The sequence below is a fragment of the Caulobacter sp. BP25 genome (genome assembly GCF_002737755.1).
Lineage (GTDB): Bacteria > Pseudomonadota > Alphaproteobacteria > Caulobacterales > Caulobacteraceae > Caulobacter.
In genome coordinates, this window is the sequence record NZ_PEGH01000011.1 from 93,429 (window position 1) to 107,972 (window position 14,544).

The window sequence follows — 14,544 nt, forward strand, 5'->3', positions numbered from 1 at the left end:
TTAGGCACGGGGCAACGTTCGCCTTTCCAGGATTTTCCATGCCCTCCGGTCTCGCCGCGCTGCTCGATGACGTCGCCGGCATCACCAAGCTTGCCGCCGCCTCGCTGGACGATGTGACTGGCGCCGCCGGCAAGGCGGGCTCCAAGGCCGTGGGCGTCGTGGTCGACGACACGGCCGTGACGCCGGGCTACGCCATGGGCTTCACGCCCGACCGCGAGCTGCCGATCGTCTGGAAAATCGCGCTGGGCTCGCTACGCAACAAGCTCCTGTTCCTGCTGCCTGGCGCCATGCTGTTGTCGGCCTTCGCGCCCTGGGCGGTGACGCCGATCCTGATGTGCGGCGGCGCCTATCTGGCCTTCGAGGCGACAGAGAAGATCCTGGAGGCCTTCACCCCTCAGCATGAGGGCGAGGCGATCGAGGAACTGGCGCTCAGCGGGCCCGAACTGGAGAAGCAGAAGGTCGCAGGCGCGATCCGCACCGACTTTATCCTGTCGGCCGAGATCATGGCGATCGCCCTGGCCGACGTTTCCGACCTGCCGCTGGCGACGCAGGCGGCCGCCTTGGCTCTGGTCGGGGTGCTGCTGACCATCGGCGTCTATGGCGTCGTGGCGCTGATCGTGAAGATGGACGACATCGGCCTGCACCTGTCGCGTGGACAGTCGCGCGGTTTGAGAGGACTCGGCCGTGGCCTGGTCAAGGCCATGCCCTGGACGATGGAGGCCCTGACCGTGATCGGCACGGCCGCCATGCTTTGGGTCGGCGGCGGCATCATCGTCCATGGTCTGGAGAAGTTCCATCTGACGCCCGTGCCCCATTGGGTCGAAGGCTTCTCGCACTGGGCGGGGCAGGCGCCGGGCGTTGGGGCGCTGACGGGCTGGCTGGCCTTCGCGCTAGGCTCGGCTGTGGTCGGTCTCGTGATCGGCGGCGCCCTGGCGGGCGTGATGCACCTTTGGCATCACCGCAAGAGCGCGGCGGCCCACTAGCCCGCTTCGTTCAGCGACGAGGCCGGCTTCCAGTCGAACAGTTCCTGCAGCATCCGTAGCGCCTGGCCGCGCGGGGAGATGAGCTCGGGATCGCGCGCCAGGATCAGGCGGGCGTCGTCGGCGGCCACGGCGATCAGGTCGCGGTGCGCCACCGGATCGGCCAGGCGATAGGCGGGGAAACCGCTCTGCTTCAGGCCTAGCGGGTCGCCGCCACCGCGCAGCTCCAGATCCTTCTCGGCGATCTCGAAGCCGTCGTCGCTGCGGCGCAGGATGTCGAGGCGCTTCTGGGCCACCTCCGACAGCGGCGGATCGTAAAGCAGCACGCACGAGCTCTCACGCGTGCCCCGGCCGACGCGGCCGCGCAGCTGGTGCAACTGCGCCAGGCCAAAGCGGTCGGCGTGCTCGATGACCATGATGCTGGCGTTGGGGACGTTGACGCCGACCTCGACCACGGTGGTGGCGACCAGCACGCTGACTTCGCCATCGACGAAGCGCTGCATGACGGCGTCCTTCTCGGCCGGCGGCATCTGGCCGTGGACCAGGCCAACGCCGGGCAGTTGGCGGGCCAGGTCGGCGGCGCGGTCCTCGGCCGCGCGCAGATCGACCTTGTCGGACTCCGAGACCAGCGGGCAGATCCAGAAGGCCTGGGCGCCGCCGGCGATCGCCGCGCGCAGGCGTTCGATGATTTCGGGCACGCGCGGGGTCGGCGCGGCGCGGGTGGCGACCGGCGTGCGCCCCGGCGGCTTCTCGTCGATCCGCGAGACGTCGAGGTCCCCGAACACAGTCAGCTCCAGGGTGCGGGGGATCGGCGTGGCCGACATCGCCAGCAGGTGGACGCCCCAGTCGACGTCGGGCGGGCCCTTGTCCTGCAGCCGACGGCGCTCGTTGACGCCAAAGCGGTGCTGCTCGTCGATGATGGTCAGGGCCAGGGCTTTGAAGGCGACGTCGTCCTGGAAGAGCGCGTGGGTGCCGACCGCGATGTGGTGCGTTCCATCGGCCAGGCCGGCCAGCTTGGTCGCGCGGCCCGCGCCCTTGTCGCGGCCGGTCAGCAGGACCACCGACAGACCCAGGGCCTCCAGCGGCGCAGCGATGGTCTCGAAGTGCTGGCGCGCCAGGATCTCGGTTGGAGCCATCAGGGCTGATTGCAGGCCGGCGCTGGCGGCGTCGGCCATGGCCAGCATGGCGACCACCGTCTTGCCCGAGCCAACATCGCCTTGCAGCAGACGGCTCATTCGCTCGCCGGAGACGAGGTCGCCACGAATCTCCGACAGCGATCGGATTTGGGCGCCGGTCAGCTTGAAGGGCAGGGCCTTTTCGGCGACTTCCGACAGCGGTCCTGAGGGTATCGGCGGACCGGGATGCGAGCGGCGTGCGGCATTGCGCTGGGCCAGCGCGAGTTGGTGGGCCAAAAGCTCGTCATAGGCCAAGCGGCGGCGGGGCCGGGCGAGGGGCGACAGGTCCGCTTCGCCGGCGGGCGCGTGAAGGGCCGCCAAGGCCTCGCGCCACGCCGGCAGGCGCTCACGCTCGCGCCAGGCGGCGTCTTGCCATTCTGGAAGCTCCGGCGCGCGCCCCAGCGCCTCTAGGGCGAACTTGCGGAAGGTGCGCGAGGGCAGGCCGGCTGTGGCCGGATAGACCGTCTCGACCTCAGGGATATCGCCAGCGCGCTCCTCGGCGACGATGTAGTCGGGATGGGCGATCTGCAGTTCGGAGGCGAAAACCTCAGGGCGCTCGACCTTGCCGCTGACCGCCCGTCGCGCGCCCTTGGGATGCTGTCGCTCCAGATGCGGGCCGTGGCCCTTGAACCAGACCAATGTCAGGAAGCCCGTCCCGTCCCAGGCGCGGATTTTCCACGGGTGCCCCAGGCGGCTCGGCGGCTGGTGGGCGTCGATCGTGACGATGAAGGTCTGGACCTGTCCCTCTACCGCCTGGTCCACCATCGTGACGCTTCGCCGGATCAGGCCGGTTGGGGCGGTGAACAGCACGTCGCGCACGATCGGCCCCGCCAGCTTCTCGACCAGCGGCGCGACGCGCGGGCCCACGCCCTTGAGCGTGGACACCGAGGTGAACAGGGGGAAGAGAATCTCCGGGCGCATCTTTCGCGACCTTAGCCGCGTCTGCGCCCGTCCGCAGCTACCGGCCTCAGTCGGCCTTGTTCATCACCGGCTGCAGGGCGATCACGATGTCGGAATATTCGTCCGCGCGCGAGGCGCCCGAGACGTTCAGGCGGGTGTAGAGCCAGGTCGCGCCGTGACGGGCATAGGCCTCCGACCAGCGATTCTTGGCGTCGACGAGGTTGTTGGCCTCGCCCGCGAAGACCACGGTCCCCTTGGAGTCCAGATAGACGTAGTTGCCGGCGATCGTGGTCGCCGGTTCGCCGTTGTCGGCGAGCTTGTAACGGTAGACGGCGCCCGAGGCGCCCTTGAGTTCGATGTAAGGCTTCACGCTGTCCTCGCCATGGAAACACTCGGCGTAGACGCAAACGTCGTGAAGCGTCCCGTGGGCCAAATTATGGCTACCAAAGAACTACTGCAACACGCCCGATCTGGCCAGAAAGCGCCGAGTCCGCTCCTCGCGCGGCGAGGCGAGGAGCTGGCGGGAAGGTCCTTGCTCTACGATGACGCCGCCGTCCATGAAAATCGTACGGTCTGCGACATCGCGCGCGAAATCCATCTGGTGGGTGACGATAACCATCGTCCGGCGCTCGACCGCCAAGTCGCGGATTACCGCCAGCACTTCGCCGACCAGTTCGGGGTCGAGGGCCGAGGTCGGCTCGTCGAACAGGATGACTTCTGGGTCCATGGCGAGCGCCCGGGCGATGGCGCAGCGCTGTTGCTGGCCCCCGGAGAGGGCTGCTGGATAGGCGTCCGTGCGATCGCCAAGTCCGACCTTCTCCAGCAGCGCCAGGCCCTTAGCGCGCGCTTCGGCGGCGGGTGTCTTGCGGACGACGATAGGGCCCTCGATGACGTTTTCCAGCGCGGTGCGGTGCGGGAACAGGTTGAAGCCCTGGAAGACGAAGCCGACCCGGCCGTTCAGGGTCTTGGCCAGCGACGCCTTACCGCCGGCCGTAACGCCCGCGATCGTCAGGTCGCCGCCGTTCAGGGGCTCCAGGCCCGCCAGGCAGCGCAGCAGGGTGCTCTTGCCCGAGCCGCTGGGACCGATGATCGCCACCACCTCGCCTGGGGAGACGGTCAGGTCTACGCCGGCCAGCACGGGCGTGTCGCCGAAGTTCTTTTTCAGGCCCTTGGCGTCGATGGCGCTCATCGACGCCCCTCCGAGGCGCGGCGCTCCAGGCGGTTCTGACCCGCCGCAAGCACGGTCGAGACGACCCAGTAGATGGCGGCCGCGGCCAGGTACATCGTGAAGATCTCGTAGGTGCGCGCGGTGATCAGCTGGGTCTGGCGGAACAGCTCCGGCACCTGGATGGTGGCGGCCAGCGAGGTGTCCTTGACCAGGCTGATAAAGCTGTTCGACAGCGGCGCGACGGCGGTGCGGGCGGCCTGCGGCAGGATCACGCGCCGCAGCGCCTGGCTCCGGCTCATGCCCAGGACCGTTGCGGCTTCCCACTGGCCCTTGTCGACGGCCGCGATCGCGCTGCGAAGGATCTCGCAGGCGTAGGCGGCTACATTGAGCGAGAAGCCGATGCCGGCGGCCACCAGGGCGGGCATCTCGATCCCGAACTGCGGCAGGCCATAGTAGATCAGAAATAGCTGCACCAGGAGCGGCGTGCCCCGGAACGCCGAGACATAGACACCGGCGGGCCAGCGCAGCAGCGGCGTCCGCGACAGCCGCATCAGCGCCAGGCCAAAGCCCAGTACGACGCCCACGCCCATGCCGATCACGCTCAGCAGAACTGTGTAGCCGGCGCCCTTCAGAAGCAGCGGCGCGGACTGGCGCAGAAGATCAAGGCCGGTGTCCATGCCTACTGGGTGACGTCCATGCCGAACCACTGCTGCGACACGGCCGAGAGCTTGCCGCTGGCGCGCAGGGCGTTGATCGCCTGGTCGATGATGACCTTCAGCGCCGCGTCCTTCTTCATGGCCACGCCCGCGCCCTGAGCGGCGAAAGGCGGACCGGAGGCGACGAATTCGGGCGATGTCTTGACGAAGTCGGCGGCGACCAGGCGATCGTTCAGCACCGCGTCGATGCGGCCGGCCTTCAGGTCCTGGTACTTGGTGGGATCATCGTCATAGGTGCGCACGTCGGCCGTTGGCACGTTGGCGCGTAGCCACTGCTCGTAGTTGGTGCCGAGACCCACGCCGACCTTCTTACCGGCCAACTCGTCAGGGGTGCTGGGACCGGGCTTGGCCTTCAGCGTGATGATCTGGATGCCCGAGATCGTATAGGGTTCGGAGAAGTCGTACTTGGCCTTGCGGTCCGGGGTGATGGTGATCTGGTTGATCACCACGTCGACACGGCCGGACTCCAGCGCCCCCAGCAGGCCCGCGAAGGGGGCGGGGCGGAAGTCCGGCTTCAGGCCCAGTTGCGCGGCCAGCGCCTTGGCGAAGTCGACCTCGAAGCCGGTCAGCTGACCGTCGGCGCCCTGGAAGTTGAACGGCGGGTAGGTGCCTTCCAGGCCGATGCGCAGGGTTCCTGAGGCCTTGATGCGCTCCCAACCGCTGGCGCCGCTGTCCGGCTTTTTGGCGCAGGCGGCCAAAAGGGCGAGGCCGAGGCCGGAAACGACGGCGCGGCGGGAGGGGAATCGCATCGAACGGACCCTTGGGCGGAACAACTCTCGCGCAGTTCTATACAGGCGCGCGCTGTTCGCCAGTCCGAACCCACGCCGCGACATCGCGAGCGCTCAAACGGCTAGCGCTTACGCACGAACACCGTGCCGGCCGAGTAGCCCGCGCCGAAGCTGCAGATCAGGCCCGTCTCGCCCGGCTGGAAGTCGTCATTGGCCGTATGGAAGGCGATGATCGAGCCGGCCGAGCTGGTGTTGGCGTATTCGTCCAGGATGATGACGTTCTCGCCCGGCGCCGGGTCACGGCCCAGCACCTTGCGGCCGATCATCTCGTTCATGTTGATGTTGGCCTGGTGCAGCCACAGGCGCTTCAGCGTCGACGGATCAAGGCCCAGGTCCTGGGCGTGTTCGACGATCATCTCGCTGACCATCGGCACCACCTCGCGAAACACCTTGCGGCCCTCCTGGACGAACAACTTGTCCTTGGCGTCGATCCCTTCGGGCGCGGCGCGGTTCAGGAAGCCGAAGTTGTTGCGGATGTTGTTCGAGAACTGGGTCTTCAGGCGAGAGCCCAGTATCTCCCAGCCGTCCTTGGCCTGGTCGGCGTCCTCGATGATCACGGCGGTCGCCACGTCGCCGAAGATGAAGTGGCTGTCGCGATCCTTGAAGTTCAGGTGACCCGAGCAGATCTCGGGATTGACCATCAGCACCGCCTTGGCGCTGCCGGTCGTGACGAAATCGGCGGCGGTCTTGATGCCGAAGGTGGCCGACGAGCAGGCGACGTTCATGTCGAACGCGAAGCCCTCGATGCCAAGCGCCTGCTGGATCTCGATGGCCATGGCCGGGTAGGGGCGCTGCATATTCGAGGCGGCGCAGATCACCGCGCCGATCTCAGAGACGGGCTTGCCCCAGCGCTCGATCGCCTCCTTGGCGGCCTCGACGGCCATCTCGGCCAGGATCGAGAGTTCCTCGTTCGGTCGCTCGGGGAGGATCGGGCGCATGATCTCGGGATCGACGATCCCGGCCTTGTCCATCACGAAGCGCGACTTGATGCCCGAGGCCTTCTCGATGAACTCGGGCGAGGACGGGGCGAGGGCGGCGACCTCGCCGACCGCTATGGCCAGCGCGTTGGTGGCGTTGAAGCGCTCGACATAGGTGTTGAAGGCTTCGACCAGCTCAGTGTTGGAGATGCTGTGGGGCGGGGTGAACAGCCCCGTGGCGGCGATGACGGCTTGCGGCAAGACGGCGGTCCCGATGATGCGCGCGGACCTCATCCTGGCATAAGGGCGGGCCCGCGTTCTGACGTTTGTTTGAACCGTAGATAGCATGGATGACGGCCTCGTCATCCAGCGCCTTTTGCGCTTGGCCACGCAATGGCCCCAAACGCGACCGTGAACCGCCGCATGGCCGCCGCGTTGTCCGCTTAGCCCTAGGCCGGCTGAGGGAGCAAAGACTACGCGTAGAATAGGAGTACAAAAATGAAGACTCTCATCGCCGCCACCCTGGTCGCTGGTTCGGTTCTTGCGGCCCCTATGTTCGTTCAAGCTCAGACTTCGACCGAGGTTTATGGCTCTATCAACTACGGCCAAACTCGGACCAAGGGCGCCGATACCGGCGCTATTCAAGGGCGCGTGGGCGCCAAGTTTACGCCTAATTTCGGCGTCGAGGGTGAGCTGGCCGGCGGCGTCGACGGCGACACCACCTACGCGCCGGGCGCGGCTAAGGTAAAGATGCAGCATCAGGCCGCCGCCTACGCGGTCGGCTATCTGCCCGTGACCCCTAATCTCGACCTTCTGGCCCGCGTCGGTTACGGCACGACGAAGTTCGACACCAAGAACCCAGCGGCGACAGATTTCGACGGCAGCCGTGAAAGCTGGAACTACGGCGTTGGCGCCGAGTACAAGTTCGACGGCAAGAACGGCATTCGCGCCGACTGGACCAAGTCCGAATACACCAAGAGCGACCTCAGCTCGAACACGGTGTCGGTCGGTTACGTCCGCCACTTCTAAGCGCTGATCGCACGATCCTTGGAGAACGGCGCGTCCTTTGGGCGCGCCGTTTTCGTTTTGGAGCGTTGAACCTGGCGCTTGACGCTGGCCGTTCGCACCCTCCAATCTGAACAACAATAAGATAAGGGGAGGCGCGTCGGTCTTGGACAAGGCGCTGTTGATTCAGCTGGGTGGCTCGGTCGTGGCCGTCGCCTTGCTGGTGGCGTTCGCGGCCTGGCTGGGCGTCGCGCGACCCACGCCGCCGCTGGACGCGCAGGCGGCTCGCGATCTCCTGGCCGTGGAGTTCCCCGACCATACGCCCAGCGCCGTCTGGATCGCTGCCGATGGCGTGGGCCTGATCGCGCGCGCGAAGAACCAGGCCCTGGTGATCTGGCGACGCGGTGACAGCTATGTCGCGCGCGAGGCGGCTTGGAGTGAGGTCTCGGGTCTTCAGCCCCGCAGGGGACGCATTTCCATTCGGCTGGGCGATGGCCGCCCCGTCTTCGCCGTCGCCGACGATGTCTGGCCGCCCAAGGAGCTCGTCTGATGCTGACCGCGCCGTTTGATCCCGTTCAGCTGGCGATCCCGTTCTTCGTGCTGGCGATCGTTCTTGAGATCCTGCTGGGGCGCTTTGGCAAGGCCAAGGCCAACTACGAGACCCGCGACACGGCTATGTCCCTGACCATGGGGCTGGGCAGCACCGTGGCCGGAATCCTACTCGGCGGCGTGGTCTTCGCCGCCACGGTCTGGGTCTGGAACCATCGGATCTTCACGATCCCAATGACCGCGGTCTGGGCCTGGGTCGCGCTCTTCCTGCTGGAGGACCTGACCTACTACTGGTTCCACCGCATTGCCCACGAGCGTCGGTTCTGGTGGGCCAGCCACGTCAACCACCACACCTCGACCCACTACAATCTCTCAACCGCGCTGCGGCAGACCTGGACCGGCGGCGTGGCGGGGACCTGGCTCTTATGGCTGCCGCTGTCGTTCATCGGCTTCCCACCAGCCATGGTGGCGATCCAGAAGGGCGTCAGCCTCGTCTACCAGTTCTGGATTCATACCGAAGCGATCAAACGCATGCCGGCCTGGTTCGAGGCGGTGTTCAACACGCCCTCGCACCACCGCGTGCACCACGCTCGCAACGCCCGCTACCTAGACGCCAACTACGCGGGCATCCTGATCATCTGGGACCGGCTGTTCGGCACCTTCATCCCGGAGACCGACGAAGAGCCCTGCCGCTATGGCACGGTCAAGAACCTCGGCAACTTCAACCTGCTGCACAATGTCTTCCACGAGTGGGCCGGGATCGGCCGAGACGTTGCCGCCGCCAAGTCGCCGCGCGAGGTCATCGGCTACGTGTTCGGCCCGCCCGGCTGGAGCCCGGACGGCTCACGCGACACCTCGCAGATGCTCAAGGCCAAGTGGCGGGCGCGGGAGGCGGCGGCTAGTCGCGCAGCAGCGGCAGCGAAAGCCCCGTTGCCTGGCGGGTCGCCAGCATCTCACGCCGGAACCTGAACAGCTCGGCGGGACGGCCGCCGGTCTCGGCGTCGAGGCGTCCCAGGCCCTCGACCAATTCCTCGCGCTCGACCACGCGGCGGAAGTTCTGCTTGTGCAGTGGCACGCCGGCGATCGCCTCGACGGTGCGCTGGAGCGTCGAGAGCGTGAACTCCTCCGGCGTCAGTTCGAAGACGACGGGGCGGTACTTGATCTTGCCGCGCAGGCGCGAGAGTCCCGTCGCCAGAATTCGCCGGTGGTCGGAGATCATCGGCTCACCCAGCGCCGCCGACAGGGCTTCGGGCTCGGCCGGGTCCTGGCCGTCGGCGCGGGCGCGGTCGCGAGCGGCCTCCGGCGCGAGGCCCGCCTCGTAGAGCAGCTCGTAGCGCTCCAGCACGCGTTCTTCGTTCCAGGGCGCGCCGTCGAGGGCGAAGGCCAGGCGGGCGCGTGACCATTTGCCCGTGTCGTCGCCGGCCCAGCGGCGCAGGGCCGGAGCGATGGCCTCGTCCAGAAGGCCAGGGCGGCCGGCGCGCCAGTCTTCCCAGGGGAAGAAACGGCTCCAGGGCGCCCAGGCGGTGTCTGGGGCGTCGGTGTCGACCGCCTTAGGCGTCAGGCCCAGATAGCCGACCGAGACCACGCGCGCCGCGCCAGCCCCGACCTCGGCGCGCGGGGCGTCGCGGCCCTTGTCGCCGAAGGTGTAGAGCTGCTCGACATAGCCAAGTTGGAACCGCGTCTGAGCCGTCACGAAGGCGCGCAGGCCCAGCTCGAAGGTGCGATGCGCCTCGGGATCGAACGGGCCGAAAGGTAGGCCTGAAAGCGGAGAGGGGACGTCTGTGACGGCGTCGTGGGGCCGCACGGTCAGGACGACGGCTTCCCCGTCGCGGATCGCGACGACCACCGCCGAGAGACCGATGACGACCGAGATGCTCATGGGGCGGCGCTCATTCGGTTTCGAACGCCTCCCCGGGCGCGGACTCGTAGCCCGCCGCGCGCGATAGAACATGGAAGCGCTGGACGTAGCGCGCTTGGGCCTCGAAGGGCGGTAGCGGCGTGATCCGTAGGTCGTAGCCAACCGGCGGGGCGCCGAAGATCGCCAGCGACTCTTCTTGATTGAACCCCGCCAACTGGGTGGCTTCGAAAAAGGCGCAGGCGCGGTCGGCCTGCTTGATCAGCTTCTTGATCGGGGCGGGGGTCTTCACGGGCAGGCCGAAGCGGATGTGGATCGCGTCCTCCAGCCTGGCCTCGAAATCCTTGTAGCTGACGCCCAGCGCCGCCTTGAAAGGGCTGATCATGTCGCCGATCACATATTCGGAGGCGTCGTGCAGCAGGGCGGCCAGCCGCCAGCGGGGTTCAAGGCCTGGCTTGATATGCGCGGCGATCTCCTCGACCACGAGGCTGTGCTGGGCGACCGAGAAACCGTGCTCGCCGATCGTCTGGCCGTTCCAGCGCGCGACGCGGGCCAGGCCATGGGCGATATCCTCGATCTCGATGTCCATCGGCGACGGATCGAGTAGGTCGAGCCGTCGTCCCGACAGCATCCGCTGCCATGCGCGGGGCTGTTTGCCGTTATGCAGCCCTTTGGCCACGAGATCGTTCCTTACGGTGAAGGTGGTTGACTGACCCATCGGTTGAGAAAGATCAATGTGTTGGTCGCCGTCATCTGTGGAAATACCCCTAAAGGGAGTTCGATCATGAGCTGGGCGAGAATAATGGTTCCCCTCGCGGGAACTCCGCACGACCAAGGCGTCGTGCAATCGGCCGCCAAGCTGGCCGCCGCTTTTCAGGCCGAACTGGCTTGCATACATGCGCCGGCCGATATGGCCGACCTCATGCCCTGGATGGGCGAGGGCTTCATGGGGGGCGTGCAGGTCACGGCGCTGGAGAGCCTGAAAGAGGCGGCCCAGGAAGGCGCTAAGGCCTGCACGAAGGTCGCCGCCGACGTCGCCTATCCCCACACGCGCGTGGTCAGCCTGGAATCCCCTGTCTGGGCCGGACTGGCCATGGAGGGGCGTCTCTCGGACGTCATCGTCTTCGACGACGCCGCCGCCCGTGGTCGCGGTCCGCTGGCCGAGGCGTTCCAGCAGCTGGTCGCCGATGAGCAGCGGCCGACGCTGGTGGCTCGTCAGGGCTTCAAGGTCGATGGCCTGGCCATGGTCGCCTGGGACGGCGGCAAGGAAGCCAGTCGCGCCCTGCGGACGTCCTTGCCCTTGCTGCAAAAGGCCTCGTCGGTCGTGGTCGTCGGCGCGCCGTCGGCCTCGTCGCGCGCTTTCGAGCTGGAGCGCCTGATCGCCTTCCTGGCGGCTCGGGGCGTCCAGGCGACGGCCAGGGTTCTGGACGGTTCCGGTGACGCCGGCGCGCTGCTTCTCAACGCCGCGCGAGACGTCGGCGCGAGCTTGCTGGTGGCCGGCGCCTTTGGTCACCCACGGCTGCAGGAGTTCATCTTCGGCGGGACGACCCGGACGCTGCTGAACAGCGACGGTCCGTCGCTGTTTCTGTCGCACTGATCTTCGCCCCAACCATAAGACAAAGAAAGGGAGACGAACGCATGTCTCTTTCGCGCATCGTTCTACGCCTCGCGCGCAATCCGGGCACCGAGTTCGCCGGTGGCGACGACCATCGCGGCTACGCCCTGACCGCGCCACTGACCGAGGACGGTCACCTCGACGAGAGCGCCTATTCCAAGGTGAAAGGCGAGTGCAGCGTGCGCCGCTTCGCGCCGGACGAGGACGCCGTGGACGGCCGCCTGAACCGTCGCGGGACGCGCTGGTTCTTCGATTACGACAACACCGACGACGCCGATGATGAGCCGCTGCACCGCCTGGGCGAGCATCGCTTTGCGCTCGGCGAATATGTCACCGTCACCGACGAGGACGGCCGGCCGCTGACCTACAAGGTTATGGAGGTCAGCCCTGTTCAGTAAGGTTGTCAGCCGCCCACGTTGTGGCGGACCAGGGCCTTCATGTCCTTGAACAGGTCATGGTCGTCGGTGTCGCGGGTCTTGGCCTTAACGACGGCGACGGCCAGCGGGCCGCCCTTGGGGCCCCGGGCCTCGTAGCCGGCCAGGCGGAAGCCCTTGGGCGCCTTGTCGTTGGCCAGGATCAGGGTGGAGCGTACGTCGTCGCCACCCTTTTTGGCTCGAACCTCCGCGCCGCTATCAGTGGCTCGGATCGCGACATCGCCTCCGCCATGCTCTTCGTCGGCGGTGATGTTGACGATGCTCTTGCCGCCATCGCTCTTCACGCTGACGTTCTTACTGACCTTCACCTCGGCCGCGCCGCCATCGCTGTTGATGGTCAGGTGGCCGATCCGGATGTCGGCGGTGTCGCCATGCGCGTCGATCGAGACGCCCGGCAGGTGAATGCTGGCGTGGTTCTTGTCACTCTTGGCGTCCTTCGGCGGCGTGGGCGCGGGCGGGAGCGGCATGACGCCCTTCAACTCGGCCTCGATCGGCGACAGCGCCGCTTCGGCGTCGCCGCCGTTCAAGCGCACCAGACGCAGGTCCACCGAGGCCGTGGGAGACTCATAGGCGCAGGATTGGCCGTCCGCCGCCGCTGATACGCGGCGCAGCGCGCCCTGCGTTTCCGGGCAATCCAGGCGGTCGATCACGTGCATCGGATCGCGGTGGCCTAGGCGATGCTCCTGCGGTTCCTCGGTGCGATGGCAGGCCGACAGGGCCGTTGCGCCGACGCCCATGAACAGCGCGGCCGCAAGCCATTTCGAATGACGCATAAGAACCCCCGGGATGCTTCCCTCGTTGCGCGGAAGGTGGTCGCCCGCCCGCCGCGCGTCCAGTGAAATCCGAGTAACGCCGATTTAGGCCCAGGCGACGGGTTTACTGGCCCGGGCGCGCGCCCGAACCCTCGCGACGGGCGAGGAAAGCCAGGCGCTCGAACAGGTGCACGTCCTGCTCGTTCTTCAAAAGAGCGCCGTGCAGCGGCGGGATCAGCTTGGTCGGATCCTTTTCGCGCAGGACCTTCTCGTCGATGTCCTCGACCAGCAGCAGCTTCAGCCAGTCCAGCAGCTCCGACGTCGAGGGCTTTTTCTTCAGGCCCGGCACCTTGCGCATGTCGTAGAAGATCCGCAGCGCCTCGGAGACTAGCTTCTGCTTGATGCCCGGGAAGTGGACGTCGACGATGGCCTGCATCGTCTCTTCCTCTGGGAAGCGGATGTAGTGGAAGAAGCAGCGACGCAGGAAGGCGTCTGGTAGCTCTTTTTCGTTGTTCGAGGTGATGATGATGATCGGTCGGACCTTGGCCTTGATCGTCTCATTGGTCTCGTAGACGTAGAACTCGTTGCGATCGAGCTCCTGCAGGAGGTCGTTCGGGAACTCGATATCGGCCTTGTCGATCTCGTCGATCAGCAGGACGGGGCGGACCTCGCTTTCGAAGGCCTCCCAGAGCTTGCCCTTCTTGATGTAATTCTTGACGTCCTTGACCCGCTCGTCGCCCAGCTGGCTGTCGCGCAGGCGGGTGACGGCGTCGTATTCGTAGAGGCCTTGCTGGGCCTTGGTCGTGGACTTGATGTGCCAGGTGATGAGCGGCGCCCCCATGGCCTTGGCGACCTCGTAGGCCAGCACCGTCTTGCCGGTGCCGGGCTCGCCCTTGATCAGCAGCGGCCGTTCAAGAGCGACTGCAGCGTTGACCGCGACCTTCAGGTCTTCGGTCGCCACATAGTCGGAAGTGCCTTCAAAGCGCTGGCTCATGCCCATCTCCGCCGGAAACGATTCCGGTTCGAACAGTTGTTCAAATCGAGCTGTTCAAACTACCGGCGCCCGCGCGCTTGGCAAGAGGGGGGGAAGCGCTGACGGCGCCATGGAGCTTAGGCCGGGATCTCGTAGCCCTTGCCCCGCAGCCTGGCGGTCATCGCTTCCCGCTTGGCTGGCCAGTCCCGCGCGAGTAGCCCAAGCCCGACCACGTCCACCGACTGACCGTTCTTGATCACATGGTCGCGGAATAGAGCCTCCCTCTGGAATCCGTAGGCCTCGTGCAGTTTCCAGACCGCCTCGTTCGATAGGAGGACCTCGCACCAGAGCTTGTTCAGCCCCAGGCGCTGAAAGACGTACTCGATCGCCCAGAATTCAACATAGGAGCCGACGCCCAATCCGCGGACATTGGGGCTCGCCAGGTAGTAGGCCCAAGCGCAGCGACGATGGGTTTCGTCGATGTCCGCGAGATTGACCAGACCAACAGGCTCGTCATTGACCTCGATGATCCAGTACCGTCGATCGCGTCGGGTCGGGATCGCGTCGAACCATCGGTCGTGTTCGTCGCGAGCGATCGGATGATCGGAATACATGTAGGCCGCGACCTCCGGGCTGTTGCGCCAAGCCAGCAAGCGCTCCCGGTCTTCCTCGGCGACATCGCGCATCCGGACGGTCGCGCTCATTGACGTGGCTCCC

General features: G+C 66.7%; 17 protein-coding genes. 6 read left to right on the plus strand and 11 right to left on the minus strand.

What is annotated here, in order from left to right; genetic code table 11:
• Nucleotides 1–38 precede the first annotated feature (38 nt).
• A complete protein-coding gene (locus CSW59_RS08420; RefSeq protein WP_099443609.1) occupies nucleotides 39–983 on the plus strand; it encodes a DUF808 domain-containing protein in 945 nt (314 codons plus the stop codon).
• Here CSW59_RS08420 and recG read toward each other — a convergent pair.
• The 6 genes from recG to CSW59_RS08450 all read right to left on the minus strand — a co-directional run bounded on the left by recG (nucleotide 980) and on the right by CSW59_RS08450 (nucleotide 6,905).
• Complete coding sequence (gene recG / locus CSW59_RS08425; RefSeq protein ID WP_099443610.1) at nucleotides 980–3,076, minus strand: ATP-dependent DNA helicase RecG; 2,097 nt, start codon at nucleotides 3,074–3,076, stop codon at nucleotides 980–982. The genes CSW59_RS08420 and recG overlap by 4 nt on opposite strands.
• A 46-nt stretch (nucleotides 3,077–3,122) precedes the next feature.
• Nucleotides 3,123–3,425: a hypothetical protein gene (locus CSW59_RS08430; protein ID WP_099443611.1), complete on the minus strand. Its 303-nt coding sequence runs from the start codon at nucleotides 3,423–3,425 to the stop codon at nucleotides 3,123–3,125.
• A gap of 81 nt (nucleotides 3,426–3,506) precedes the next feature.
• Nucleotides 3,507–4,244, minus strand: a complete 738-nt coding sequence (locus CSW59_RS08435) for an amino acid ABC transporter ATP-binding protein (RefSeq protein WP_099443612.1) — start codon at nucleotides 4,242–4,244, stop codon at nucleotides 3,507–3,509.
• Nucleotides 4,241–4,900, minus strand: coding sequence for a cystine ABC transporter permease (gene tcyL, locus CSW59_RS08440; RefSeq protein WP_099443613.1), 660 nt, complete (start codon nucleotides 4,898–4,900; stop codon nucleotides 4,241–4,243). Before tcyL ends, CSW59_RS08435 begins: the two co-directional genes overlap by 4 nt.
• 2 nt (nucleotides 4,901–4,902) lie before the next feature.
• On the minus strand, nucleotides 4,903–5,688 hold the full coding sequence (tcyJ, locus tag CSW59_RS08445) for a cystine ABC transporter substrate-binding protein (RefSeq protein ID WP_099443614.1): 786 nt from the start codon (nucleotides 5,686–5,688) through the stop codon (nucleotides 4,903–4,905).
• Nucleotides 5,689–5,789: 101 nt separating this feature from the next.
• Entirely contained in the window at nucleotides 5,790–6,905 is a 1,116-nt protein-coding gene (locus CSW59_RS08450; RefSeq protein WP_099443676.1) for a beta-ketoacyl-ACP synthase III, read from the minus strand.
• Between the two features lie 237 nt (nucleotides 6,906–7,142).
• On the opposite strand from CSW59_RS08450, the gene CSW59_RS08455 reads away from it, so the two are divergent.
• The 3 genes from CSW59_RS08455 (at nucleotide 7,143) to CSW59_RS08465 (ending at nucleotide 9,167) form a co-directional block, all read left to right on the plus strand.
• Entirely contained in the window at nucleotides 7,143–7,673 is a 531-nt protein-coding gene (locus CSW59_RS08455; protein ID WP_099443615.1) for a porin family protein, read from the plus strand.
• Nucleotides 7,674–7,815: 142 nt separating this feature from the next.
• Nucleotides 7,816–8,199 carry a hypothetical protein gene (locus tag CSW59_RS08460; RefSeq protein WP_099443616.1) on the plus strand — a complete coding sequence of 128 codons (384 nt, stop codon included), beginning with the start codon at nucleotides 7,816–7,818 and terminating at the stop codon, nucleotides 8,197–8,199.
• A complete protein-coding gene (locus CSW59_RS08465) occupies nucleotides 8,199–9,167 on the plus strand; it encodes a sterol desaturase family protein (protein ID WP_099443617.1) in 969 nt (322 codons plus the stop codon). Before CSW59_RS08460 ends, CSW59_RS08465 begins: the two co-directional genes overlap by 1 nt.
• Here CSW59_RS08465 and CSW59_RS08470 read toward each other — a convergent pair.
• Nucleotides 9,097–10,149 (minus strand): NAD regulator, encoded by a 1,053-nt coding sequence (locus tag CSW59_RS08470; RefSeq protein WP_099443618.1) that lies wholly within the window; start codon nucleotides 10,147–10,149, stop codon nucleotides 9,097–9,099. The two genes, CSW59_RS08465 and CSW59_RS08470, sit on opposite strands and share 71 nt — an antisense overlap.
• Nucleotides 10,088–10,732, minus strand: coding sequence for a YfbR-like 5'-deoxynucleotidase (locus CSW59_RS08475; RefSeq protein WP_099443677.1), 645 nt, complete (start codon nucleotides 10,730–10,732; stop codon nucleotides 10,088–10,090). The genes CSW59_RS08470 and CSW59_RS08475 overlap by 62 nt, the downstream gene beginning before the upstream one ends.
• Nucleotides 10,733–10,837: 105 nt before the next feature.
• Between CSW59_RS08475 and CSW59_RS08480 the strand changes: the two genes are divergently transcribed.
• Both CSW59_RS08480 and CSW59_RS08485 read left to right on the plus strand, forming a co-directional pair.
• Nucleotides 10,838–11,650, plus strand: a complete 813-nt coding sequence (locus tag CSW59_RS08480) for a universal stress protein (protein ID WP_099443619.1) — start codon at nucleotides 10,838–10,840, stop codon at nucleotides 11,648–11,650.
• A gap of 41 nt (nucleotides 11,651–11,691) precedes the next feature.
• A complete protein-coding gene (locus CSW59_RS08485) occupies nucleotides 11,692–12,066 on the plus strand; it encodes a hypothetical protein (protein WP_099443620.1) in 375 nt (124 codons plus the stop codon).
• Nucleotides 12,067–12,071: 5 nt separating this feature from the next.
• Here the strand turns inward: CSW59_RS08485 and CSW59_RS08490 are convergent, their stop codons facing one another.
• The 3 genes from CSW59_RS08490 to pseH form a co-directional block, all read right to left on the minus strand.
• Nucleotides 12,072–12,875: a hypothetical protein gene (locus CSW59_RS08490; RefSeq protein WP_099443621.1), complete on the minus strand. Its 804-nt coding sequence runs from the start codon at nucleotides 12,873–12,875 to the stop codon at nucleotides 12,072–12,074.
• A gap of 103 nt (nucleotides 12,876–12,978) precedes the next feature.
• Nucleotides 12,979–13,848: a MoxR family ATPase gene (locus CSW59_RS08495; RefSeq protein WP_099443622.1), complete on the minus strand. Its 870-nt coding sequence runs from the start codon at nucleotides 13,846–13,848 to the stop codon at nucleotides 12,979–12,981.
• A 116-nt stretch (nucleotides 13,849–13,964) separates the two neighbouring features.
• Nucleotides 13,965–14,531, minus strand: coding sequence for a UDP-4-amino-4,6-dideoxy-N-acetyl-beta-L-altrosamine N-acetyltransferase (gene pseH / locus CSW59_RS08500; RefSeq protein ID WP_099443623.1), 567 nt, complete (start codon nucleotides 14,529–14,531; stop codon nucleotides 13,965–13,967).
• Nucleotides 14,532–14,544 lie beyond the last annotated feature (13 nt).